We start from the raw sequence: 21,695 nt of genomic DNA on the forward strand, positions 1-21,695 counted from the left end.
CCCAGAGAGATTAATGGGTGTTATGACCGTGGGAGCGGTGTTTGGTCACCAGACCTAACAGCACACACATAATAAACACCACCGCGTACAGGCCGTTTGCGGTTAACAGCGCGCTGTGAACGCCGCTGTTTTTCACAATCGGTGACGTCACAACAAAGGTCAGCATGGTGCCGACCGTGCCGCAGGTCAGAATAAAGTTAACCAGCTTGGGTGAGGCCACTTTGGTTTGCAGCGAGCCCAGGGTGATAATAGTGGTATAGATCGCGCTTGAGCTAAAGCCCAGCGTTAAGATAATCCATCTCAGCATGCTGGCGTCATGGCTGCTTACGAACCAGTACATCAACACCGTTGCCAGGCCTGCCAGCACCATCAAAATACGTTGCAGATCAAAGAAGCGCAGCAGGAAGCTGAACACCCACATACCGACCATGTAGGCGGTCCAGAAACTGCCCACCAGCTGACCGGCGTCGTCAATATTCATGTCCATGACTTTGGTCGCGTACTCTGGCACCCAGGAAATAAAGCCTAACTGGCCCAGGATGTAGCATAGCGCCGCAATGGCCAGAAACAGGACGCCAGCCCCCCATTTCTCTTTCTCAACGGTCGGGCTGTTCTCCGGCTTGCGCAGCACCGGGAATTCAACAAACAGCGTCATGATAAAAATGCCAACATAAATCACGCCAATACAGACGTAAACCCAGTACCACGGCAGATGACGCGCCAGCAGGATACCGGCAAGGATGGGGAAAATGGTGCCTGCCATACTGAAGAACGAATCCGTAAACAGCAGACGTGAACCGCGCTGACGGCCTTCGTACATGTGGGTTATCAGGAAGGTGCCAATCGACATGGTAATGCCGCTGACCACGCCAAGCACGAACATGCACAGAGAAAATACCGACAGATCGCGGCTGGTCATTAAGCCGATGACGGCTAACACCATCAGCACAAAGCCGAATATCAGCTGCCGTTTGAGCGGCACAATCACCATCAGCCAGGCATTAAGGAAAACCGCAGCCAGAATGCCACTGTTCAGGAAGGTGAAGGTGTTGCCCATACTGTCGATAGGAATCTGGAAATCTTTCGCGATATCGCCCATTACCATGCCGGTGACAATCACCAGTGCGCCGGTAAGCGCATACGAGAGAAAGCTAATCCAGGTAAGGCCGATACGATTACGATTTGTCATGTTCTGAACCTGTTAGGAAGCGGGAGAGCCTGAAGCGTCAGAAATTGTAAACGTAACCGTGATCTTAATAAACTAAGAGTGAAAATTGATGTCATTCATTTCATCAATACTGTGATTTTAGTCACGAAGCGCAAGCAACCTTATTCAGGCTCTGGTGGGTGCCTTTAGCGTAAATATAGGTAAAACGCTGGCTCTTGTATTACATGCTCTTTACAATCAATATCGTTTTTGAGCTGGCTCTCCAAAGTAAGGAATTACTCATGTTTAAACGTACTTTGACAGCGGCAGTTGCCCTGTTAGCGCTCTCTTCTGTTTCCGCCTCAGCTTTAGCGGCTAAAGGTGATACGCATGTTCTGCTTACCACCTCTGCTGGCAATATCGAACTCGAACTGAATAATCAAAAAGCACCGGTTTCAGTTAAAAACTTCGTGGATTACGTCAACAGCGGTTTCTATAACAACACGATTTTTCACCGCGTCATTCCTGGCTTTATGATCCAGGGCGGTGGCTTTACCAGTGAAATGCAGCAAAAACAGACCAACGCGCCGATTAAAAACGAAGCAGACAACGGCTTGCGCAACCTGCGTGGCACCATCTCAATGGCCCGTACCGCCGATAAAGACAGCGCCACCAGCCAGTTCTTCCTGAACGTTGCTGACAACGCTTTCCTGGATCACGGTCAACGTGATTTTGGTTACGCCGTATTTGGTAAGATTGTCAAAGGCCAGGACGTGGTGGATAAAATTTCTCAGGTGCCGACAAAAGACGTGGGCCCGTATCAGAATGTGCCAACCAAACCTGTGGTCATTTTGTCAGCGAAAGTCTTACCGTAATTTGATCCCATGCCATCTCGTCTCCGGCAAAGGGAAAATTTGCTCTTATACTTAGAGCAAACCTGAGCAGGAGGCGGTATGGCAAACAAACTCACAGATAAACAAAAAGCAGCGCTCTGGCAACAGCGGCGAAATGCCAGCTATCGGGCAAGCTGTCGGCTCGAAGGCTTTACCCTGACGGAACCGGAAATCAAGGGTGAAGATGCAGAAGCGCGTCTGGCCTCACTGAGGAGGCAATATGGCTGCTAACACTGCCGTCACTCAGGATCCCTACCTGTGGCAAAACGATACCGTACTGAAAAACCGTCTTGATATTCACGATGCCGCGCAGCTGCGTAAAGCCGAGTTAAGCTTTAGTGCCGCGCGCCTTGCCACGCTTGAACTGGGCCCGTGCAAGATCGGATTGCCCTACCTCTGCCATATTCACCGTACCCTGTTTCAGGACGTCTATAGCTGGGCCGGCGAACTGCGTACGCTGGACATCTGGCGCGACGAAACCCCTTTTTGTCATTTCGAGTACATCGAAAAAGAGGGAAATGCACTGATGGCGGCGCTGGAAGAGGAGAAAGCCTTGGCCTGTCTGCCTCAGGCTGAGTTTGTAAAACGGATTGCCTGGTACTATTGCGAAGTCAATATGCTGCATCCCTTCCGCGAAGGTAACGGCAGGGCGCAGCGTATTTTCTTTGAACAGCTGGCGCTGCATGCCGGCTACGTGCTGGAATGGGACAACCTGAGCGCCGAAGACTGGGTTGCGGCAAATCAGGCCAGTGCCGCCGGCGCGTTGCAGCCGCTGGAAAAGCTCTTTGCCCGTATCGTCAGTGAAGCCAAAGCCCCCTGATCCGCTTACGCCACAGGGCGGCGCCCCAGGTGCGTCGCCCTGCACGAAACCGGTTATCCTGCATCCCCACATCACACTCATCCTGAACAGCATGATAGGATAGCGCTCTGGTCATCACTCTGGATGCTGAACGCTCCGCGCATCCCTCCGGTCTGCCTGAAATCACAATCATGTTGCTGCTTATTGATAACTACGACTCGTTTACCTGGAACCTCTACCAGTATTTTTGCCAACTGGGTGCTCAGGTTCGGGTAGTAAGAAATGATGCTATTACCCTTGATGAGATGCGCACGCTGCCGCTGACTCATTTGGTGATTTCTCCCGGCCCCTGCACGCCCGATCAGAGCGGTATTTCATTGCAGGCCATCCGCCATTACGCTGGCCGTCTTCCTGTACTGGGCGTTTGCCTGGGCCATCAGGCGATAGCCCAGGTTTTTGGGGCGCAGATCGTCCGCGCTCGCGAGGTAATGCATGGTAAAACCTCGGCGGTGCAGCACAATGGTTGCGGCGTCTTCCGCGGTCTGAATCAGCCGTTGACCGTTACGCGCTACCATTCACTTATTGTCAAAACGGAAACCTTACCTGATGAGTTCGAGGTGACCGCATGGAGCCTGCGTAACGGCCAGCCGGATGAGATTATGGGGATTCGCCATAAAACGCTCGCACTGGAAGGCGTGCAGTTTCATCCAGAGAGCATCCTCAGTGAACAGGGACACCAGCTGTTGGCTAATTTCCTGCACCAGTAAAGTTGTGTTTGCCTTTAAGTGATTTTTTATGCATATTTCATGATTATTATTTCATCGTGACTCAACGAATCAGTTAATGAGGTTGTCAATGACAGCGGAAAATATGGCAGTAACGCGTGAGACGTTCGATCAGGTTATTTTGCCTGTTTATGCACCTGCTCAGTTTGTACCGGTAAAAGGCAAAGGAAGCCGCGTCTGGGATCAACAGGGTAAAGAATATATCGACTTCTCTGGCGGCATTGCCGTGACCGCTCTGGGCCATTGCCACCCGGCGCTGGTTGAGACCCTGAAGAAACAGGGCGAAACCTTATGGCATACCAGCAATGTGTTTACCAATGAACCTGCGCTGCGTCTGGCCAGTAAACTGATCAACGCCACGTTTGCGGAGCGGGTCTTTTTTGCTAATTCGGGAGCAGAAGCCAATGAGGCCGCGTTTAAGTTGGCTCGCTACTATGCCTGTAAACGCCACAGCCCGTTCAAAAGCAAAATCATTGCCTTTCACAACGCCTTTCACGGCCGGACGCTGTTCACCGTAACGGTGGGCGGTCAGCCCAAGTACTCCGACGGTTTTGGCCCGAAACCCGCCGATATCGTTCATGTGCCGTTCAACGATCTGGACGCGGTTAAGGCGGTGATTGACGATCACACTTGCGCCATTGTGGTGGAGCCGATTCAGGGTGAAGGCGGTGTGATGCCTGCAACACCAGCGTTTATGCAGGGGTTACGTGAACTGTGCGACAAACACCAGGCGCTGCTGGTACTGGATGAGGTGCAAAGCGGCATGGGGCGCAGCGGTAAGTTGTTTGCCTATGAGCACTACGGCGTGACGCCCGATATTCTGACCTCGGCGAAGGCGCTGGGCGGCGGTTTTCCGGTAAGCGCCATGCTGACCACCAATGAGGTAGCCTCAACCATGGCGCCTGGCGTGCATGGCACGACTTATGGCGGCAATCCGCTGGCATGCGCGATCGCAGAAACCGCGTTAGATATTATCAATACGCCAGCTGTACTGAATGGGGTAGAAATCCGCCGCCAGCAGTTTGTTGAGGCGCTCAAGGCTATTGATGCGCGTCACGACCTGTTCAGTGATATCCGTGGTAAAGGCCTGCTGATTGGTGCAGCCCTGAAGCCGCAGCATGCGGGCAAGGCGCGCGATATTCTGAATGCGTCAGCTGCGGAAGGCGTCATGGTGCTGGTGGCCGGAACAGATGTGATGCGCTTCGCACCGTCGCTGATTATCGAGCCTGCCGATATCGAAGAGGGCATGGCTCGCTTTGCCCGCGCGGTAGAGAAAGTGCTGTCTGCCTGAGTTATTTGCGGCGCAGACTGCGCAACAGCCAGCGGCCATGATGAGGCCGCTGGTTCCAGGCCAGAGAAGAGATCGTGTGCATGACTTTCAGATGCTCCAAAATGCGCCTGACGTGCTGCTCCAGTACCGTGACCGGCCCCTCATTTATATCTTCCACGCCCTGTAGCAGATCCGTCTGCGAACTTTCCCCATCATATTCCAGCCTTTGCTGACACCGTTGCAGGGCGATCTCGCACCATTGCAGGTAGTGCTCAGCCAGCGTGGGCGGCAGCATGGTATGTTCACGTGCCAGAATGGTCATGGCGTTAATGTGCTCCACGATAAACTGGCAGTGCGTGACCCATAAGCGCATATCCTGCAGGTAGCGTGAATTAAATCCCGGCTCCTGCATGGCCTGATTCAGGGAGTTGAATACGGCGTTATGCGCCTGGTTGACCTTAACCCGCTGGTAAGCCAGCGCATCGGGTGACTGCTCTGGGCCCAGCAACATTCGCAGGGCATCCTGACAGGCCTCCAGCGCATCATGGGCATTCTGGCGCAGCAGGGCACTTTGCCACTGCGGCCACAGCCATAACATGCCCCCAAAGGCGATCAGGCAGCCCATCAGCGTATCCAGCAGGCGGGGCAGTAAAAACTGTGCCCCGTTGAGGGAGAGCAGTTGCAGCGTATAAACGGCCGTAACCGTAAATCCTACTATTGACCAGCCGTAAAACTGGCGGGTAAAACGGTAGCTGATAAAGGTAATCACCAGCATGATGCTCAGCACCAGCGGTTCAGGCACATCCAGGCGTAGCGACGCCGCCGCGATAGCCAGTCCGGCAAAGGTTCCCAGGGCCCGGTGCTGAATACGTACGCGGGTTGCGCTGTAGTTGCTCTGGCTGACAAACATGATGGTCATCAAAATCCAGTAGGGCTTAGGAATCGAAAAGAACACGGCCAGGGCGCTGCCCAGCATCAGCATGACGGAAAAACGCCCGGCCGTTCGCAGTGCGGAAGACCGCAGCGACAGATAGCTCCGTAACGCGGGCAGCAGCGGTAAACGACGCTGGCGATCGGCCATCAGGTCGCGTTGATAAAGCGGCTTTTGGGTTCGAAGCACCCGGGCGATACGGCTGAAATGATAGAGACAGAAGTTACCCACCGGATTGTCCGGATGCTGAAGGGCGATTTTCTCCAGCGCACCTAACTGCTTGTCCATATCGAAACGACCAGAGAGTTGGTGATACAGAATATCGTCGGCCAGCGCGCGCAGCCGGGCTGAAATCGTTCTGGCGTTCCAGCGGATGACGGCTTCAGCATGGCTTTGCTCAACCAGTTTCTGGACCTCTTCCGGCTGATGCAGGCTGACGGAGATATGCTCCTGCAGATCCAGTGCTACCTGAAACGCCCGGGTCAGGCGTTTGTGGCTGTGATCGCGACTCGCAGACAGCATATGCATTTGCTGATAGCAGGTGTTGATCAGATCGATCGCTTTTTGCTGACGCGCCAGCAGGGGCGGCAGGGCTTTTTCCGGATCGGTCAGCTGCGTCAATAAGCTGTACTTGGCGTCACAGTAATTTGCCAGCTCACGGTAGATCAGGCTCAGGCTTTCGCGCATCGGCTGCTCTTTCCACAGCCAGAACCAAAACCAGTTGAACAGGCCATACCAGAGCGTTCCACCGATATAGAGCAGGGGCGGAACGTAAATGGGCATACGGCCAATCAGGCTGAGGGTAAAAATTGCCGCGATTAACGTGCCGGGCAGCAGTCGGGCGTGCAGCGGACTGATCTCTCCGGTGACGCCAAGCAGCAAAGGCAGGGCAAACAGGATGAGCGGCAGCGGCACGTCTTTAAGCAGCAGCCACTGCATCAGTAAACTGCCAAGGGCAAACAGGCTGCCGCCGATGATCAGGCGTTTAAAGAAGCGTTTGTGGGGCGTGTCCAGACCGGCAATGTTGCAGCAGGCGGGAACCAATGAGAACAGCAATCCTTTTTGCAGATCGCCGAACAGCCAGCCGAGCGCTACGGGAAGGCACAACACCAGCGTCTGGCGCAGCGCATAGTTAACTTCGGGGTGATAGATTATTCTTCGCCACATCGGCTCAACACAAGACATTCACGGCATAATGTCGCCATCACGCCGTGAACAGTCAGGCTTAGCGTGTGCCGTAAACAACGATGGTTTTGCCGTGTGCGGAGATCAGGTTCTGATCTTCCAGCATCTTCAAGATACGGCCCACGGTTTCACGTGAACAACCAACGATTTGGCCAATTTCCTGACGAGTAATTTTAATTTGCATGCCGTCAGGATGCGTCATGGCATCTGGCTGTTTAGCCAGATTAAGCAACGTTTGTGCAATGCGTCCGGTCACATCCAGGAAAGCGAGATTCCCCACTTTTTCTGACGTCACCTGCAGACGGCGAGCCATCTGAGAAGAAAGGCGCATCAAAATATCCGGGTTAACCTGAATGAGCTGACGGAATTTCTTGTAGGAAATCTCTGCCACTTCGCACGCAGTTTTCGCACGTACCCAGGCGCTGCGCTCCTGACCTTCTTCAAACAGGCCAAGCTCACCAATAAAATCGCCTTGATTCAGATAAGAAAGAATCATCTCTTTGCCTTCTTCATCCTTAATCAGTACCGCGACGGAACCTTTCACGATGTAGTAAAGCGTTTCGGCTTTTTCACCTTGGTGAATCAGCGTACTTTTGGATGGATACTTGTGAATATGGCAATGGGACAGGAACCATTCAAGTGTAGGGTCTGTTTGCGGTTTGCCGAGAACCATTCGCTATTATCCTCTATTGTAATCGTGCCCAAAATACAGGGCTCAGTTTCCCTGCCAGGCGATGAAAGCGTTAAGCGTGTTTCCATTCAGGAAATTATTCGGGCTGCATTTGCGCAGAGCGCATCATTCTTCCCGGCTTCGTCTTCGGATGACGAAAAATATTTTCAGCACTGTTTGTAGCACAGCTTTCGCCGACTGTCTTGTGTTGTCTCGCTTCAGCAATAAGGCTGATTTCTCCGGATTGCTGTTTACCAGGCAAAAGCGTACTCTGACGCAAAAACAGGGCATTCTGGGGGCCAGATTATGCAGGCAAGAGTCAAATGGGTTGAAGGGTTAACATTCCTCGGCGAGTCTTCGTCCGGACATCAGGTCTTAATGGACGGCAATTCCGGCGATAAAGCGCCCAGCCCTATGGAAATGGTGCTGATGGCGGCCGGCGGATGCAGCGCCATTGATGTGGTATCAATTTTGCAAAAAGGTCGCAACGATGTGGCTGATTGCGAAGTAAAACTCGAATCAGAACGCCGGGAAGAAGCGCCTCGCATCTTTACCCGCATCAACCTGCATTTTATCGTCAGTGGAAAAGCACTTTCAGATAAAGCCGTGGCGCGTGCGGTCGACCTTTCAGCTGAGAAGTATTGCTCGGTTGCCATTATGTTAGGCAAAGGGGTGGAAATTACCCACAGTTACGAAGTTATCGAGCTGTAATTATTCAGAGGCCAGCGCGGCCTCTGATTTTATTCAATGCGTTTGCCTTCCATGAGCCGTTTTACCAGCGGTGCCATAATTAATTCCATCGCCAGCCCCATTTTCCCGCCAGGTACAACCAGCGTGTTGATATTGGAAATAAACGATCCCTGCAGCATGGCCAGTAGGTAGGGAAAATCAATATCTTCCAGCCCCTGAAAGTGGATGACGACAAAACTTTCATCCAGTGAAGGAATGGTGCGTGCCGCAAAGGGGTTAGAAGTGTCGACGGTTGGAACCCGCTGAAAGTTAATATGGGTGCGTGAGAACTGCGGCGTAATGAAATTGATGTAATCTTCCATTGAGCGCACCACCGAATCCATTACGGCTTCACGCGAATGACCGCGTTCACCGGTATCGCGTACCAGCTTCTGAATCCACTCCAGGTTAACGATGGGGACGACGCCGACCAGTAAATCCACTTTTTCAGCGACGTTGTGCTGAGCCGTCACGACGCCGCCGTGCAGTCCTTCATAAAACAGCACGTCCGTATCCGGTGGCAGCGGCTGCCACGGGGTAAAGGTACCTGGTACCTGATTCCAGGGCACCGCTTCGTCGTAGGTATGCAGGTATTTACGTGACTGGCCCTTGCCCTGATCACCGTATTCAACAAAGGTCTGCTCCAGCAGACCGAAATCATTCGCCTCCGGGCCAAAGTAGCTGATATGGCGACCCAGATCGCGCGCCTTACGGATAGCCATATCCATTTCAGGCCGGGTAAATCGGTGGAAACTGTCCCCTTCCAGCTCGGCCGCGTGCAAATTGAGTTGCTGAAAAATTTTACGGAATGCGAGGCTGGTGGTAGTGGTTCCGGCACCGCTGGAACCTGTTACCGCGATAATCGGATGACGTGCCGACATAGTGAAACTCCCTGTGAAATCAGGCGATGAGCATTGTTAGCACGATTTTTCGTTCTGTGCATCAGCCACGGAACTCACTTTTGCGCATGATGTTGACCGATTCGTGAAGCTCAGACCAGACCAGCACGACTTCACCTTGCTGCAGCTGGCGTCGCACATTGGCGACTTTTTCGGTCAGGCTGAGTTCCTGTTCGCCGTAGTCGGTACCTTCGCGCAGAACAAAGGCTTCAATAACGTTTTCAAGGGTTTCGGGAGAAACCTGTTGCCAGGGAATAATCACAGGGTTAGCTATCCAGATAAGGGGAAATCCACTGCGGCACGCGCTGTTCCAGCCACAATTCAGGCTGACGCAGGGTACCACTCACAAATCCAACATGACCACCGTGTGTTGTCAGCTGATAGGTAATAGTGGCAGATAACTGGTCATTCTGCGGGATCACCTCATTGCTCATAAAGGGGTCATCTTTTGCATGGATAATCAGCAACGGTTTTGTCACCGATCTCAGCCACGGCAGGGCGCTGGCTCGGCGATAATAGTCCGTGGCGTCGGCAAAGCCATGCGCCCGGGCCGTGATGGCGTCGTCAAAATCACGCAGGCGACGCAGGGCATTCAGCTGACTGAGATTGACCGGTAAGGTGTCGGGCCATGCGTGCAGCTTGCGCCTGGCATTCTTTTTAAGCTGGCTCAGCAGGTAACGCTGATAAATTTGGGAAAACCCACGTTCCAGTCGGGCGCTACAGGGTTCAAGCATCAAGGGTGCCGAAACGATAACGCCGGCATCCAGCGCAACGTCACTGCCCTGTTGGCCCAGCAGGCAACCCAGCATATTCCCGCCCAGCGAAAACCCCACAGCTGCAGTAGGAACCTGTCCCCAGCGGGCCTTCAGCCAGGTCAGGAAAAAGCGTGCATCTTCCGTCTCGCCGGAGTGGTAAATCCGGTTTAGCCTGTTCGGCTCGCCGCTACAGCCGCGAAAATGCATCACTACGGCCAGCCAGCCACGTTGCCTGCAGACTTGCATCAGGCCATGGATGTAGGGACTGTGGAAGCTTCCTTCCAGACCATGAAACAGCACCACGCGTGGTTTATGCGCGGCAAACTGTGGATCTTCACTCCAGGCCAGATCGACAAAATCACCATCGGGTAAATCCAGCCGCTGCCAGTGAGGCGTTAACGCTAGAGTACGGCGGAACAGGCGCGGCAATATGGTTTGCACATGCGGATTGGTCAGGCCGCGCATGGGGCTGAACGCCGCGCCGTCCGGGCCCGAAAATTTCATGTTGTAAAGGCTTGTCTGTTCCATATCACACTGTTAGCTTCGATAAGTTTTCACATAATGGAGGGAGAACCCGGATTAATGGAACTCAGTCTTTTTTTATCAATGTTAGGGTTTCTCTGGGTCGCGGCGATTACACCCGGCCCTAATAATATGTTACTCACCGCCTCGGGCGCCAACTTTGGCTTTTTCCGTACCCTTCCGTTAATGGTCGGCATCATGATTGGTATGCAACTGATGCTACTGATGGTGGCGTTTGGCGTAGGGGGATTGATCCTGCTCTATCCCTCACTGCACCTTATCCTGAAAGTTGCCGGGAGCCTCTATCTTCTGTGGCTGGCATGGAAAATTGCGACCGCCGCATACGAAAAGCTGGAGACCGATGCGGCGCCGGTCGCGCCCATGCCCTTCTGGCAGGGAGGATTGTTGCAGTTGATCAATCCCAAAGCCTGGTTAATGGCCCTGGGGGCGATAGCCAGCTTTAGCCTGGCCGGTGCCGGATATCGCCACTCTGTCCTGTTAATCAGCGTAGGGATGGTGATGGTCAATCTGGTCGCGGGCATCATCTGGATGGGGTTTGGCGCGATGATTGGCCGTGTTTTACGCAGTCCGCGCGCGTGGAAGATATTTAACCTCAGTATGGGGCTGTTAACCGCAGCCTGCGTAGTGCTCATCTGGCGCTGACGTTAACTGGAGGCGCGTTCCAGGCGCTTCCAGGGCAGCACCTCCCTGACAACCGGCGCATGGGGCTGACGGATTTTTTTCAGCAGCAACTGTACGCTGCGGGCGCCCAGCTCATTCATCGGTTGCTCTATGGTGGTCAAAGGCGGATTCAGGCTGCCGGTAAAGGGAATACCGTCAAACCCGACCACAGCCAAATCCTCGGGCACGCGCAAGCCTGCTTCCAGCGCCGCATGCACGACGCCGACCGCCAGTACATCGGACACGGCAAAGACCGCGTCTGGTCGCTCGGGTGAGTGCAACATCTCCCGTAAAGCCCGACTGCCTTCTTCACAGGAAATATCCGCAGTATAGACGACCTTAGACCAGCCCAAATCCGTTTGCTCAATGGCCTGGCGATAACCCTGCTCACGATACTGGGAATACAGATAACGCATGTCACCGTTGACCAGTGCAATGCGTTGGCGGCCTCTGGCAGCAAGGTAATGTACGGTATCGCGCGCAGCCTCAAGATGATCGATGGAGACCGAGGATGCCGCAATCTGGGGATCAAACTCTGAGCACTGCACCCAGGGCGCATCTCCAATGATATCGATAAGGCTTTCCAGCCCGGCCGCCGCGTCCATGGTAATGACGCCATCAACGACTTTGCCTGTGAGCAGCGTCAGGTAAGCGGCTTCTCGTTTAAACTGCGAGGCGGAATTACACAACAGGATATGGTAGCCATGCATTTCGGCTTCCGCTTCAATGCCTTGCACCACCCTGGAACAAAAGGGATTGGTGATATCTGAAATCAGCACCAGCAGCATATGGCTTTGTGAGGTACGCAACTGACGCGCTAACAGGTTTGGCTGATAGCCGCTGGTTGAAATGGCATCCAGCACTTTCTGGCGCGTATCCGCTTTCACACCTGGATGAGCGTTAAGCACGCGGGATACCGTGGCTTTAGACACGCCAGCTAACAGGGCAACTTTGTCGATCGACATCGAACTCGCAGGCCTCACCGGGAGCAAATAATAGCGCATATCAATAGCACACCCAGCATGTGAGCGCCTGACAAATTTATGGCTTTTTGTCTGAATTTTAATTTGCATATAACGGCAATCTATTGCAGATGATGATCTAAGAATTTCTTTCTATTAGGGATAACTTTTAATTCCTTTGTGAAATTAATCCTGCCAGCAACACTGCCCACATCATAAAAGTGATGGGGAAAATCATGTTAAAAGGGCAGTCAACCATTTTGGCTACTGTGCTGGCACTGCTGGCGTTTCAGGCCGGCGCGGTCGACGTGACGGTGGCGTATCAAACCTCTGCCGAACCGGCCAAGGTGGCGCAGGCAGATAACACTTTTGCTAAAGAGAGCGGCGCAACGGTAGCCTGGCGCAAATTCGACAGTGGGGCGGGCGTATTGCGCGCCCTGGCATCCGGAGATGTGCAGATAGGCAATATTGGGTCCAGTCCGCTAGCGGTTGCGGCGACGCAGCAACTCCCGATAGAAGCGTTTTTGCTCGCCTCTCAGTTGGGGAATTCAGAAGCGCTTGTTGTCAGGAAAACCATCGCCAGCCCTCAGGATCTGATTGGCAAACGCATCGCCGTCCCCTTTATCTCCACCACGCACTACAGCCTGCTTGCTGCCTTGAAGCACTGGGGAATTAAACCCTCCCAGGTCCAACTGGTGAACCTGCAGCCGCCCGCTATTGTGGCCGCCTGGCAGCGGGGCGATATCGACGGCGCGTACGTTTGGGCACCGGCTGTCAATGCACTGGAAAAGGACGGCAAGGTCCTGACAGACTCTTCTCAGGTTGGCCGCTGGGGATCGCCTACGCTGGATGTCTGGGTCGTGCGTAAAGACTTCGCACAGCAGCATCCTGATATTGTTACCGCCTTTGCCCGCAGCGCCCTTGAGGCGCAGAAAGCCTATCTGGATGACCCGGAAAAGTGGCTGAAACAGGCTGACAACCTCAGCAAGCTTTCGCGTTTAAGCGGCGTGCCAGAGCAAGCGGTTCCGGAACTGGTAAAAGGCAATACCTACCTTACGGCCGCGCAGCAGGTTAAACAGCTGGATCAGCCGGTGAACAAGGCCATCGTGGATACGGCGCAGTTTCTGAAAGCGCAGGGAAAAGTGCCGCAGGCTGGCAGTGATTACAGCCGTTATGTCACCAGCCGCTTTGTTGCCCCCTTGGCTAAACCCTGAGGAGAGCGCCATGTTACGTATCGCTCACCTGAACGCGAGTTATGGCGGCCAGCCTGTGTTGCAGGACATCACGTTACAGCTTGATAAAAAAGCGTTGATGGTCGTGCTGGGGCCGTCAGGCTGTGGCAAAACAACCCTGCTTAACCTGATCGCCGGATTTTTACCGGTTGAGTCCGGCACGGTTTCCCTGGACGGGGAGCCTGTGCGCGGGCCGGGCGCAGAGCGTGGCGTGGTGTTTCAGAACGAAGGCCTGCTGCCGTGGCGTAACGTGCTGGATAACGTGGCTTTCGGCTTGCAGATAGCCGGCATGGCGCGCCAGCAGCGTGAGGAGATTGCACGGGGTTTCATCAAAAGCGTCGGACTCGAAGGTGCGGAAAAACGCCCTATCTGGCAGCTGTCAGGAGGCCAGCGCCAGCGCGTCGGGATCGCCCGGGCGCTGGCGGCCAATCCACAACTGTTGCTGTTGGATGAGCCTTTCGGCGCACTTGACGCGTTTACGCGTGAGCAAATGCAAACCCTGTTATTAACCCTGTGGCGCAACAGCGGTAAGCAGATTCTGCTTATCACTCACGACATTGAAGAAGCCATCTTTCTGGCCAGCGAGCTGGTGCTGCTCTCTCCCGGGCCAGGGCGCGTGCAGGAAAAAATGACGCTTAATTTTGGTCAGCGTTTCGTGGAGGGCGAACCCTGCCGGAGCATTAAATCCGATCCTGATTTTATTGCCCAGCGGGAATATGTGTTGAGTCGGGTATTTGAACAGCGGGAGGCCTTTGTATGAGTGCGCTGATCAACGATGAGCCGGCCACCGTGCGCCACCGTCGCCTGCGCTGGCCTTTTTCCACCTCGTTTACGCTGAGCGCCCTGAGCCTGCTTGTGCTGCTGTTCGTCTGGTGGAGCGTGACCGCGCTGGGCCTCATTGCACCGCTGTTTTTACCTTCGCCGCAGCAGGTAGTAAGTAAGCTACTGCTGGTGGCTGGCCTGCAAGGATTTATGGACGCCACGCTGTGGCAGCATCTGTCGGCCAGTCTGACGCGGATGCTGATTGCCTTAACCGCGGCGGCGGCGATCGGCATCCCGGTGGGGATCGCGATGGGCATCAGCCCGGTCGTGCGTGCGTTGATCGATCCGCTGATTGAGCTGTACCGGCCCGTACCGCCGCTGGCGTATTTGCCGCTGATGGTGATCTGGTTTGGTATTGGCGAGACCTCGAAAATCCTGTTGATTTATCTGGCTATATTCGCCCCGGTGGTGCTGTCGACGGTGGCGGGCGTGCGTCATGCTCAGCAGGTTCGTCTGCGTGCGGCGGCCTCGTTGGGAGCGACCCGCTGGCAACAGCTGCGTTGGGTCATTTTGCCTGGCGCCCTGCCGGAGATACTGACCGGGTTACGGATTGGTCTGGGCGTGGGATGGTCAACGCTGGTGGCTGCCGAGTTAATCGCGGCAACCCGAGGCTTGGGTTTTATGGTGCAGTCGGCGGGCGAGTTTCTTGCTACGGATGTGGTGCTGGCAGGGATCGCGGTCATTGCCGTGATTGCGTTTGGTTTAGAGCTGAGTCTGCGTGCGTTGCAACGCCGGTTAACGCCCTGGAATGGAGAGCAAAAATGAACGAAAAGTTAGCCATCAAGCCGCTGGGGCCTTTTATCGGTGCCCAGGTCGGCAACCTTGATGTATCACGTCCCCTCAGCGACGCGCAGTTTGAACAGCTTTATCATGCGCTGCTGCGTCACCAGGTGCTGTTCCTGCGCGAACAGGTCATTACGCCCGAGCAGCATCGCGCACTGGCGATTCGCTTTGGCGATCTCCATATTCATCCGGTTTACCCTCATGCCGAGGGCGTGGAAGAGATCATCGTTCTGGACACGCACCAGGATAATCCGCCGGATAATGACAACTGGCATACCGATGTGACCTTTATTCAAACGCCGCCCGCCGTGGCGTTACTTGCGTCTAAAGTGCTGCCTGAGTCTGGGGGCGATACGTTGTGGACCAGCGGCATTGCCGCTTACGAGGCGCTGTCTGCGCCTTTTAAGACATTACTGGCTGAGTTACGTGCAGAGCATGACTTTACCAAGGCGTTTCCTGAATATAAGCATCGCAAGACGGAAGAGGCGCATCGGCAGTGGCAGCAGGCTGTGGCGAAAAATCCCCCCGTTTATCATCCGGTGATCCGCACCCATCCCGTGAGTGGCAAGAAGGCCCTGTTTGTCAACGAGGGGTTTACTACGCGAATTATGGATATCAGTCAGAAAGAGAGCGACGCGCTACTGGGCTTTTTGTTTGCCCACGTGACCCGGCCCGAGTTTCAGGTGCGCTGGCGCTGGCAGCCAAACGACCTGGCTATCTGGGACAACCGGGTGACACAGCACTATGCGAATGCGGACTACTATCCGGCGAGGCGAGTGATGCAGCGGGCGACGGTGCTAGGTGACCGGCCTTATTGATCCGCACCCGGCGCTGGAGCCGGTGCGGAGGAGTAAGGCAAGAGCAAGAAACATCACCGCCTTTATCAGGCGGTGAGCATGGCTTCCAGTTTTTCCTGTGCATCCAGCCAGGCCATCTCCACCTCTTCCAGGGCCGATTTACTCTCGGCCTGTTTTTGTAGCGCGGCGCTGAGATCGGCCTTACGGCTTTGCTCATAGAGGGCGCTGTCTGAGAGCAGGGCTTCGGCGTCGGCGAGCTGGCTTTGCCATTTTGCCATCTGCTTTTCCAGCTTCTCAATTTCTTTACGCAGCGGCTGGGTCTGCGTGCGCAGCTCCGCTTCACGGCGCTTCTGGTCCTTGCGCGCCTGAGCGCTGTTGCCGGAATCCTGCCTGGGTGCCGCATCCTGCTGAGACTGCTGTTTTTGCAGGTCGCTCAGCCACTGCTGATAGTCTTCCAGATCGCCGGGAAACACATCTACGCTGCCATCGTGAACCAGATAGAGATCGTCCGTGGTGGCACGTAACAGATGACGATCGTGCGAAACCACCACTAACGCGCCTTCGAAATCGATAAGAGCTTCGGTGAGTGCCTGGCGCATATCCAGATCCAGATGGTTGGTTGGCTCATCCAGCAGCAGCAGGTTAGGGCGCTGCCAGACAATCAGCGCCAGCACCAGGCGCGCCTTTTCTCCACCGGAGAAACGCGCTGTTATCTCTGTGACTTTATCACCCTGAAAACCAAAACCGCCGAGATAGTCACGTAACTGCTGCTCCAGCACTTTTGGCGCGATACGGGACAGGTGCTGTAAAGGGGACTCGTCGGCGCGCAGGAACTCCAGCTGATGCTGGGCGAAGTAACCCAGCTTGATGCCTTTTGCCAGCCCAATCTCACCCTCTTTGGCACTGAGCTCACCAGCCAGCAGCTTAATCAGGGTCGATTTACCGGCGCCGTTGCGCCCCAGCAGGCCAATACGTGAGCCGGGCACCAGGTTAAGCTTAATGGCATCAAGAATGATGCGATCGCCATAGCCTGCGGTGACTTTTTCCATTTTCAGCAGCGGATTCGGCAGGCTCTCCGGTGCACGAAAGCTGAAGCTGAAGGGGTTATCCACGTGCGCTGGCGCAATCAGCTCCATGCGCTCCAGCATCTTGATGCGGCTTTGGGCCTGCTTCGCCTTGGTTGCCTGAGCACGGAAGCGATCAATATATTTCTGCAGATGCGCCACTTTTTCCTGCTGGCTCTGATATAACGCCTGCTGCTGGGCCAGTTTGGCGCCGCGCTGGCGTTCGAAGGAGCTGTAGTTCCCGGTGTACTCCATCATCGTCTGCTGCTCGATGTGGATAATTTTATCCACCACGGGATCGAGAAAATCGCGATCGTGCGAGATCAGGATCAGCGTACCTTCATAGCTTTTCAGCCAGCGCTCCAGCCAGATAACCGCATCCAGATCGAGGTGGTTGGTCGGTTCATCCAGCAGCAACAAATCTGAGCGGCACAGTAACGCCTGAGCCAGGTTTAGCCGCATGCGCCAGCCGCCCGAAAAGTCGCTTACCGGGCGCTGAAGCTGCTCCTGACTAAATCCCAGTCCATGCAGCAGGCTCGAGGCGCGTGACTGGATGGTCCAGGCCTGAATGGTATCGAGCTTTCCGTGTACCAAAGCAATGGCATTTCCGTCATTTCTGATGTTCGCCTCTGCCAGTTCTGCCTCAAGCTGGCGGTATTCACGATCGCCATCGATCACATAGTCAAGGGCGGCCTGGCTCAGGGCAGGGGTTTCCTGATTTACCCAGGCCAGTGACCAGTTGCCGGGAAAGGTGAATGAGCCAGCATCGCTGCTGATCTCGCCTTTCAGCAACGACAGCAGCGTGGATTTTCCACAGCCGTTTTTACCCACCAGTCCGACTTTTTGGCCGGGATTGATGGTGGCGGTCGCGTTATCGAGCAGAACGCGGATACCGCGGCGAATTTGTAGGGCAGAGAAGACAATCATAAGCGCCGTATCGTCAGAATATGTTAATTTACCTGCAACATAATTGGGTTTTTGTTGCGTTGTGCATGGTAGCGGAAATCTGCACCAATGACGACGCTTTGGAGGGAAAGGATGTCGCAGCCACCTAAGATTTTGCTGCTTTTTGCTCATCCTGAAGCACAGGATTCAAAGGCAAATCGCATTTTGCTGGAGGCGGCAGAGAAAACAGAACATGTCACCGTTCACGATCTCTATGCTGCCTACCCGGATTTTTTTATTGATGTCTACCACGAGCAACAGCTGCTGCGTGAGCATGATGTGATTATTTTTCAACATCCGCTTTACACCTACAGCTGCCCGGCGCTGTTAAAAGAGTGGCTGGATCGCGTGCTGTCGCGCGGCTTTGCCAACGGCGTGGATGGTAATGCGCTTGAAGGCAAATACTGGCGCAGTATTGTGACCACCGGTGAGCCAGAGTCCGCCTTTCAGCGCCAGGGGCTAAATCGCTACGCCATGAATGACATTTTACGTCCCTTCGAGCTGACGGCGCAGATGTGCCGCATGCACTGGATGCCGCCGATGATTATTTACTGGGCTCGCCGTCAGGATCCCGATTTACTGAAAAACTATGCCCGCGCGTACAGCGACTGGCTGGCAGCACCGCTGCCAAATGGAGGGTTATAAATGGAAGGACAAACGCTACTGACCGCGGGGGTAATCTATCTCGTTGCGGCGGTGCTGATCGTACCGGTAGCGGCGCGTCTCGGTATTGGCGCGGTTTTAGGGTACTTGCTGGCCGGTATTGCTATCGGGCCATGGGGACTAGGGTTTATTAGCGACGTCGATGAGATTCTGCACTTTTCTGAGCTGGGCGTCGTGTTTCTGATGTTTATCATCGGGCTGGAGCTTAATCCGGCAAAGCTTTGGGCGCTGCGCCGTTCTATTTTTGGTATCGGTGCGGCGCAGGTGATTTTTTCAGCGGCCATTCTCGGCGTATTGCTGTGGCTGACTAAATTTGACTGGCGAGCGGCGGTTATTGGCGGCATTGGTCTGGCAATGTCATCCACGGCGATGGCGCTCCAGCTGATGCGTGACAAGGGAATGAATCGCAGTGAAGCCGGGCAGTTAGGCTTTTCAGTACTGCTGTTCCAGGATCTGGCCGTCATTCCAGCTCTGGCGTTGATTCCGCTGCTGGCAGGCAATGACAGCGGCAGTATCGACTGGATGAAAGTGGGCATGAAGGTGCTGGCCTTCGCTGGCATGTTAGTGGGTGGCCGTTATTTGCTGCGCCCCATTTTTCGTTATATCGCGGCATCGGGCGTACGCGAGGTGTTTACCGCTGCTTCACTGCTGCTGGTATTAGGATCGGCGCTGTTTATGGATGCGCTGGGATTGTCCATGGCGCTGGGGACATTTATCGCCGGCATTCTGTTGGCGGAAAGTGAATACCGGCATGAGCTGGAAGTGGCGATTGAGCCGTTTAAAGGTTTGCTGCTGGGGCTGTTTTTTATCTCAGTTGGCATGGCGCTGAATCTTGGCGTGCTCTATACCCATATTATCGCGATTTTGCTGGGCGTACTGGCGCTGGTGGCGGTAAAAATCCTGGTTTTATACGTACTGGCGCGTATTTATGGTCTGCGCAGCTCGGAGCGCCAGCAGTTTGCCGGTGTACTGAGTCAGGGCGGTGAGTTTGCCTTCGTCCTGTTTTCAGCCGCGTCATCCGCCAAACTGTTTTCGGGAGATCAACTTCCGCTTCTGCTGGTAACCGTGACGCTGTCCATGATGACGACGCCACTGTTGATGCAAGGCATTGACCGTCTGTTAGCACGTCGTTTCAATGAAATCGACGAAGATGCTGAAAAGCCGTTCGTTGAAGACGATCAGCCGCAGGTTATTGTGGTGGGCTTTGGTCGTTTTGGTCAGGTCGTTGGCCGCTTGCTGATGGCGAACAATAAACGTATCACGGTACTGGAGCGCGATATCAGCGCGGTGAGCCTGATGCGTAAATATGGCTACAAGGTTTATTATGGCGATGCCACCGAGCTGGAGCTACTGCGTGCAGCCGGGGCGGCCAGTGCGCAATCCATTGTGATTACCTGCAGTAATCCGGAAGATGCCATGACGATTGTCCATCTCTGCCAGCAGCATTTTCCGCATCTGCACATCATGGCGCGTGCTCGCGGCCGCGTAGAAGCCCACGAGCTACTTCAGGCGGGCGTTACGCAGTTCTCGCGTGAAACCTTTTCCAGTGCGCTGGAACTGGGGCGTAAAACATTGATGTCTTTGGGTATGCATCCGCATCAGGCGCACCGCGCACAGCAGCATTTCCGTCGGCTGGATATGCGCATGTTACGGGAACTGATGCCCGCCCATTCCGACAATGCACAGATTTCTCGTGCGCGTGAAGCCCGTCGGGAACTTGAAGATATCTTCCAGCGTGAAATGCAGCATGAACGGCGTCAGATCCATGACTGGGACGACGATCAGTAATCAGAGAAGGCAGGTAGAGCATCATGCGTAAACGTTTTATTGCCGGTGCGGCTTGTCCGCACTGCCAGGAAAAAGACACGCTGGCCATGTGGCGTGAAAACAATGTCGATGTGGTTGAGTGTGTGAAGTGCGGCCATCAAATGCGCGAAGCGGATAAACAGGCACGCGATCAGGTTCGCAGCAATGAGCAGGTGATCGGAATTTTCCATCCCGAGTAGCGAAATGGCCCAGCTTTTTTTAAGCTTAACCACACAGCGGGATTGAATTCCGTTACAATTGACGCCATTAACGCTGTGGTCGCAAGAGAAAAAGATAACCTCTTGTACTCAGCCCCGAACCTTTCTGGTTGGTGTTATTGCACGCAAGAATAGACCAATGAGACGGGATCTTTGTTCTCAACGGTTAGGAGATATCATGAAAGTAGCAAAAGACCTGGTGGTAAGCCTGGCCTATCAGGTACGTACAGAAGACGGTGTGTTGGTTGACGAGTCACCGGTGAGTGCACCGTTAGACTATCTGCACGGTCATGGTTCCCTGATTTCTGGTCTGGAAAACGCGCTGGAAAACCACGTAGCGGGCGATAAGTTTGAGGTGCACATTCCTGCAAACGACGCTTACGGTCAGTACGATGACAACCTGGTACAGCGCGTACCAAAAGACGTTTTTATGGGCGTTGATGAATTACAGGTTGGTATGCGTTTCCTGGCAGAAACCGATCAGGGCCCAGTACCGGTTGAAATCACCGAAGTTGAAGACGAGCATGTTGTGGTTGACGGTAACCACATGCTGGCAGGTCAGAACCTGAACTTCAATGTTGAGGTGGTTGCGATTCGTGAAGCCACACCGGAAGAGCTGGCCCATGGCCACGTTCACGGTGCCGATGGTCATCATCACGATCATGACCACGATCACGATCACGGCCATGACCACGGTCAGGGTGGTTGCGGTACCGGTGGTTGCGGTTGCAGCCACTAAGTTCAAATCTGCATGTCAAGGCCACCTCCGGGTGGCCTTACTTTTTTCTGCCTGTCGCGGTGCGCGCGTCGATAACCGCCTGAATCAGTAATGAGGCGGTGGCGTTTCTTCAGAAGGATCGGCAATCATCGATGGCGCGCTGGCTTTGAACTTCTCAAGCAGCAGGCGCATATGTTCGCGCATCTTACTCATTTCAAGTTCATGCTGGACCACGGTATTGTTCAGTTGATCGATGGTCATCTCCTGAAAAGCCAGTTTACTTTCAAGCGTTTCAATACGTTGTTCCCACTCTGACTGTTGCATGACCTGTTCTCCTGTTAAGGTGCTACTCAGCGCGCAATTCTAATGGCTGACGTTGCAGAATTGCCCTATTTTTTATCTTTAATTTAGTGTTTAGC

Annotated in this window: 24 protein-coding genes; 15 read left to right on the forward strand and 9 right to left on the reverse strand. The window is 54.3% G+C overall.

The annotated features are described in order from the left end of the window. Positions 1 to 10: 10 nt before the first annotated feature. Positions 11 to 1,189 (reverse strand): MFS transporter TsgA, encoded by a 1,179-nt coding sequence (gene tsgA, locus DFO57_RS20115; RefSeq protein ID WP_110015637.1) that lies wholly within the window; start codon positions 1,187 to 1,189, stop codon positions 11 to 13. A gap of 260 nt (positions 1,190 to 1,449) precedes the next feature. Between tsgA and ppiA the strand changes: the two genes are divergently transcribed. The 5 genes from ppiA (at position 1,450) to DFO57_RS20140 (ending at position 4,915) form a co-directional block, all read left to right on the forward strand. Beyond that, positions 1,450 to 2,022: a peptidylprolyl isomerase A gene (gene ppiA, locus DFO57_RS20120; protein WP_014604860.1), complete on the forward strand. Its 573-nt coding sequence runs from the start codon at positions 1,450 to 1,452 to the stop codon at positions 2,020 to 2,022. A 78-nt stretch (positions 2,023 to 2,100) separates the two neighbouring features. Beyond that, entirely contained in the window at positions 2,101 to 2,271 is a 171-nt protein-coding gene (locus DFO57_RS20125; RefSeq protein WP_013027497.1) for a YhfG family protein, read from the forward strand. Then, positions 2,261 to 2,860 carry a putative adenosine monophosphate-protein transferase Fic gene (locus tag DFO57_RS20130; protein ID WP_014604861.1) on the forward strand — a complete coding sequence of 200 codons (600 nt, stop codon included), beginning with the start codon at positions 2,261 to 2,263 and terminating at the stop codon, positions 2,858 to 2,860. The genes DFO57_RS20125 and DFO57_RS20130 overlap by 11 nt, the downstream gene beginning before the upstream one ends. Before the next feature lie 170 nt (positions 2,861 to 3,030). Beyond that, entirely contained in the window at positions 3,031 to 3,606 is a 576-nt protein-coding gene (locus DFO57_RS20135; RefSeq protein WP_014594773.1) for an aminodeoxychorismate synthase component II, read from the forward strand. Positions 3,607 to 3,694: 88 nt separating this feature from the next. Continuing rightward, positions 3,695 to 4,915: an aspartate aminotransferase family protein gene (locus DFO57_RS20140; RefSeq protein WP_013027494.1), complete on the forward strand. Its 1,221-nt coding sequence runs from the start codon at positions 3,695 to 3,697 to the stop codon at positions 4,913 to 4,915. A 1-nt stretch (position 4,916) separates the two neighbouring features. On the opposite strand, the gene DFO57_RS20145 is transcribed toward DFO57_RS20140, so the two are convergent. Beyond that, on the reverse strand, positions 4,917 to 6,992 hold the full coding sequence (locus DFO57_RS20145) for a YccS/YhfK family putative transporter (RefSeq protein ID WP_014604862.1): 2,076 nt from the start codon (positions 6,990 to 6,992) through the stop codon (positions 4,917 to 4,919). A gap of 58 nt (positions 6,993 to 7,050) precedes the next feature. Continuing rightward, positions 7,051 to 7,683 (reverse strand): cAMP-activated global transcriptional regulator CRP, encoded by a 633-nt coding sequence (gene crp, locus DFO57_RS20150; protein ID WP_000242758.1) that lies wholly within the window; start codon positions 7,681 to 7,683, stop codon positions 7,051 to 7,053. Positions 7,684 to 7,986: 303 nt separating this feature from the next. Between crp and DFO57_RS20155 the strand changes: the two genes are divergently transcribed. Continuing rightward, on the forward strand, positions 7,987 to 8,391 hold the full coding sequence (locus DFO57_RS20155) for an OsmC family protein (RefSeq protein ID WP_013027492.1): 405 nt from the start codon (positions 7,987 to 7,989) through the stop codon (positions 8,389 to 8,391). A 29-nt stretch (positions 8,392 to 8,420) separates the two neighbouring features. Here DFO57_RS20155 and DFO57_RS20160 read toward each other — a convergent pair whose 3' ends face one another. The 3 genes from DFO57_RS20160 to DFO57_RS20170 form a co-directional block, all read right to left on the reverse strand. Next, a complete protein-coding gene (locus tag DFO57_RS20160; protein WP_013027491.1) occupies positions 8,421 to 9,290 on the reverse strand; it encodes a phosphoribulokinase in 870 nt (289 codons plus the stop codon). A 61-nt stretch (positions 9,291 to 9,351) separates the two neighbouring features. Next, on the reverse strand, positions 9,352 to 9,570 hold the full coding sequence (locus DFO57_RS20165; protein ID WP_013027490.1) for a YheU family protein: 219 nt from the start codon (positions 9,568 to 9,570) through the stop codon (positions 9,352 to 9,354). Positions 9,571 to 9,574: 4 nt separating this feature from the next. Beyond that, a complete protein-coding gene (locus DFO57_RS20170; RefSeq protein WP_015699392.1) occupies positions 9,575 to 10,591 on the reverse strand; it encodes a hydrolase in 1,017 nt (338 codons plus the stop codon). 54 nt (positions 10,592 to 10,645) lie between these two features. Between DFO57_RS20170 and DFO57_RS20175 the strand changes: the two genes are divergently transcribed. Continuing rightward, complete coding sequence (locus tag DFO57_RS20175) at positions 10,646 to 11,248, forward strand: LysE family translocator (RefSeq protein ID WP_110015638.1); 603 nt, start codon at positions 10,646 to 10,648, stop codon at positions 11,246 to 11,248. A 2-nt stretch (positions 11,249 to 11,250) separates the two neighbouring features. Here the strand turns inward: DFO57_RS20175 and DFO57_RS20180 are convergent, their stop codons facing one another. Further along, positions 11,251 to 12,231, reverse strand: a complete 981-nt coding sequence (locus DFO57_RS20180; RefSeq protein WP_014604864.1) for a LacI family DNA-binding transcriptional regulator — start codon at positions 12,229 to 12,231, stop codon at positions 11,251 to 11,253. A 221-nt stretch (positions 12,232 to 12,452) separates the two neighbouring features. Between DFO57_RS20180 and tauA the strand changes: the two genes are divergently transcribed. From tauA to tauD, 4 genes are read left to right on the forward strand one after another with little or no spacing between them, the layout of a single operon-like run. Further along, on the forward strand, positions 12,453 to 13,442 hold the full coding sequence (gene tauA / locus DFO57_RS20185; protein WP_014594767.1) for a taurine ABC transporter substrate-binding protein: 990 nt from the start codon (positions 12,453 to 12,455) through the stop codon (positions 13,440 to 13,442). A 10-nt stretch (positions 13,443 to 13,452) separates the two neighbouring features. After that, positions 13,453 to 14,220: a taurine ABC transporter ATP-binding subunit gene (tauB, locus tag DFO57_RS20190; protein ID WP_014604865.1), complete on the forward strand. Its 768-nt coding sequence runs from the start codon at positions 13,453 to 13,455 to the stop codon at positions 14,218 to 14,220. Continuing rightward, complete coding sequence (gene tauC / locus DFO57_RS20195) at positions 14,217 to 15,047, forward strand: taurine ABC transporter permease TauC (RefSeq protein ID WP_110015639.1); 831 nt, start codon at positions 14,217 to 14,219, stop codon at positions 15,045 to 15,047. The genes tauB and tauC overlap by 4 nt, the downstream gene beginning before the upstream one ends. After that, entirely contained in the window at positions 15,044 to 15,883 is an 840-nt protein-coding gene (tauD, locus tag DFO57_RS20200; protein WP_013027483.1) for a taurine dioxygenase, read from the forward strand. Before tauC ends, tauD begins: the two co-directional genes overlap by 4 nt. 65 nt (positions 15,884 to 15,948) lie before the next feature. Here tauD and DFO57_RS20205 read toward each other — a convergent pair whose 3' ends face one another. After that, positions 15,949 to 17,853: an ABC transporter ATP-binding protein gene (locus tag DFO57_RS20205; RefSeq protein WP_014604867.1), complete on the reverse strand. Its 1,905-nt coding sequence runs from the start codon at positions 17,851 to 17,853 to the stop codon at positions 15,949 to 15,951. Positions 17,854 to 17,964: 111 nt separating this feature from the next. Between DFO57_RS20205 and kefG the strand changes: the two genes are divergently transcribed. The 4 genes from kefG (at position 17,965) to slyD (ending at position 21,297) form a co-directional block, all read left to right on the forward strand. Then, positions 17,965 to 18,516, forward strand: a complete 552-nt coding sequence (gene kefG, locus DFO57_RS20210) for a glutathione-regulated potassium-efflux system ancillary protein KefG (RefSeq protein ID WP_013027481.1) — start codon at positions 17,965 to 17,967, stop codon at positions 18,514 to 18,516. After that, a complete protein-coding gene (gene kefB, locus DFO57_RS20215) occupies positions 18,517 to 20,322 on the forward strand; it encodes a glutathione-regulated potassium-efflux system protein KefB (RefSeq protein WP_013027480.1) in 1,806 nt (601 codons plus the stop codon). 23 nt (positions 20,323 to 20,345) lie between these two features. Next, positions 20,346 to 20,540 (forward strand): YheV family putative zinc ribbon protein, encoded by a 195-nt coding sequence (locus DFO57_RS20220; protein ID WP_110015640.1) that lies wholly within the window; start codon positions 20,346 to 20,348, stop codon positions 20,538 to 20,540. 196 nt (positions 20,541 to 20,736) lie between these two features. After that, positions 20,737 to 21,297: a peptidylprolyl isomerase gene (slyD, locus tag DFO57_RS20225; RefSeq protein WP_014604868.1), complete on the forward strand. Its 561-nt coding sequence runs from the start codon at positions 20,737 to 20,739 to the stop codon at positions 21,295 to 21,297. An 84-nt stretch (positions 21,298 to 21,381) separates the two neighbouring features. Here slyD and DFO57_RS20230 read toward each other — a convergent pair whose 3' ends face one another. Continuing rightward, a complete protein-coding gene (locus tag DFO57_RS20230) occupies positions 21,382 to 21,600 on the reverse strand; it encodes a protein SlyX (RefSeq protein ID WP_013027478.1) in 219 nt (72 codons plus the stop codon). Positions 21,601 to 21,695 lie beyond the last annotated feature (95 nt).

It is taken from the genome of Pantoea sp. AG702 (assembly GCF_003182295.1).
GTDB classification, from domain to species: Bacteria; Pseudomonadota; Gammaproteobacteria; order Enterobacterales; family Enterobacteriaceae; genus Pantoea; species Pantoea ananatis.

Coding starts and splice junctions, on each gene's coding strand:
- tsgA (WP_110015637.1), bottom strand. CDS start 1,189: ATGACAAATCGTAATCGTATCGGCCTTACCTGGATTAGCTTTCTCTCG.
- ppiA (WP_014604860.1), top strand. CDS start 1,450: ATGTTTAAACGTACTTTGACAGCGGCAGTTGCCCTGTTAGCGCTCTCT.
- DFO57_RS20125 (WP_013027497.1), top strand. CDS start 2,101: ATGGCAAACAAACTCACAGATAAACAAAAAGCAGCGCTCTGGCAACAG.
- DFO57_RS20130 (WP_014604861.1), top strand. CDS start 2,261: ATGGCTGCTAACACTGCCGTCACTCAGGATCCCTACCTGTGGCAAAAC.
- DFO57_RS20135 (WP_014594773.1), top strand. CDS start 3,031: ATGTTGCTGCTTATTGATAACTACGACTCGTTTACCTGGAACCTCTAC.
- DFO57_RS20140 (WP_013027494.1), top strand. CDS start 3,695: ATGACAGCGGAAAATATGGCAGTAACGCGTGAGACGTTCGATCAGGTT.
- DFO57_RS20145 (WP_014604862.1), bottom strand. CDS start 6,992: ATGTGGCGAAGAATAATCTATCACCCCGAAGTTAACTATGCGCTGCGC.
- crp (WP_000242758.1), bottom strand. CDS start 7,683: ATGGTTCTCGGCAAACCGCAAACAGACCCTACACTTGAATGGTTCCTG.
- DFO57_RS20155 (WP_013027492.1), top strand. CDS start 7,987: ATGCAGGCAAGAGTCAAATGGGTTGAAGGGTTAACATTCCTCGGCGAG.
- DFO57_RS20160 (WP_013027491.1), bottom strand. CDS start 9,290: ATGTCGGCACGTCATCCGATTATCGCGGTAACAGGTTCCAGCGGTGCC.
- DFO57_RS20170 (WP_015699392.1), bottom strand. CDS start 10,591: ATGGAACAGACAAGCCTTTACAACATGAAATTTTCGGGCCCGGACGGC.
- DFO57_RS20175 (WP_110015638.1), top strand. CDS start 10,646: ATGGAACTCAGTCTTTTTTTATCAATGTTAGGGTTTCTCTGGGTCGCG.
- DFO57_RS20180 (WP_014604864.1), bottom strand. CDS start 12,231: ATGTCGATCGACAAAGTTGCCCTGTTAGCTGGCGTGTCTAAAGCCACG.
- tauA (WP_014594767.1), top strand. CDS start 12,453: ATGGGGAAAATCATGTTAAAAGGGCAGTCAACCATTTTGGCTACTGTG.
- tauB (WP_014604865.1), top strand. CDS start 13,453: ATGTTACGTATCGCTCACCTGAACGCGAGTTATGGCGGCCAGCCTGTG.
- tauC (WP_110015639.1), top strand. CDS start 14,217: ATGAGTGCGCTGATCAACGATGAGCCGGCCACCGTGCGCCACCGTCGC.
- tauD (WP_013027483.1), top strand. CDS start 15,044: ATGAACGAAAAGTTAGCCATCAAGCCGCTGGGGCCTTTTATCGGTGCC.
- DFO57_RS20205 (WP_014604867.1), bottom strand. CDS start 17,853: ATGATTGTCTTCTCTGCCCTACAAATTCGCCGCGGTATCCGCGTTCTG.
- kefG (WP_013027481.1), top strand. CDS start 17,965: ATGTCGCAGCCACCTAAGATTTTGCTGCTTTTTGCTCATCCTGAAGCA.
- kefB (WP_013027480.1), top strand. CDS start 18,517: ATGGAAGGACAAACGCTACTGACCGCGGGGGTAATCTATCTCGTTGCG.
- DFO57_RS20220 (WP_110015640.1), top strand. CDS start 20,346: ATGCGTAAACGTTTTATTGCCGGTGCGGCTTGTCCGCACTGCCAGGAA.
- slyD (WP_014604868.1), top strand. CDS start 20,737: ATGAAAGTAGCAAAAGACCTGGTGGTAAGCCTGGCCTATCAGGTACGT.
- DFO57_RS20230 (WP_013027478.1), bottom strand. CDS start 21,600: ATGCAACAGTCAGAGTGGGAACAACGTATTGAAACGCTTGAAAGTAAA.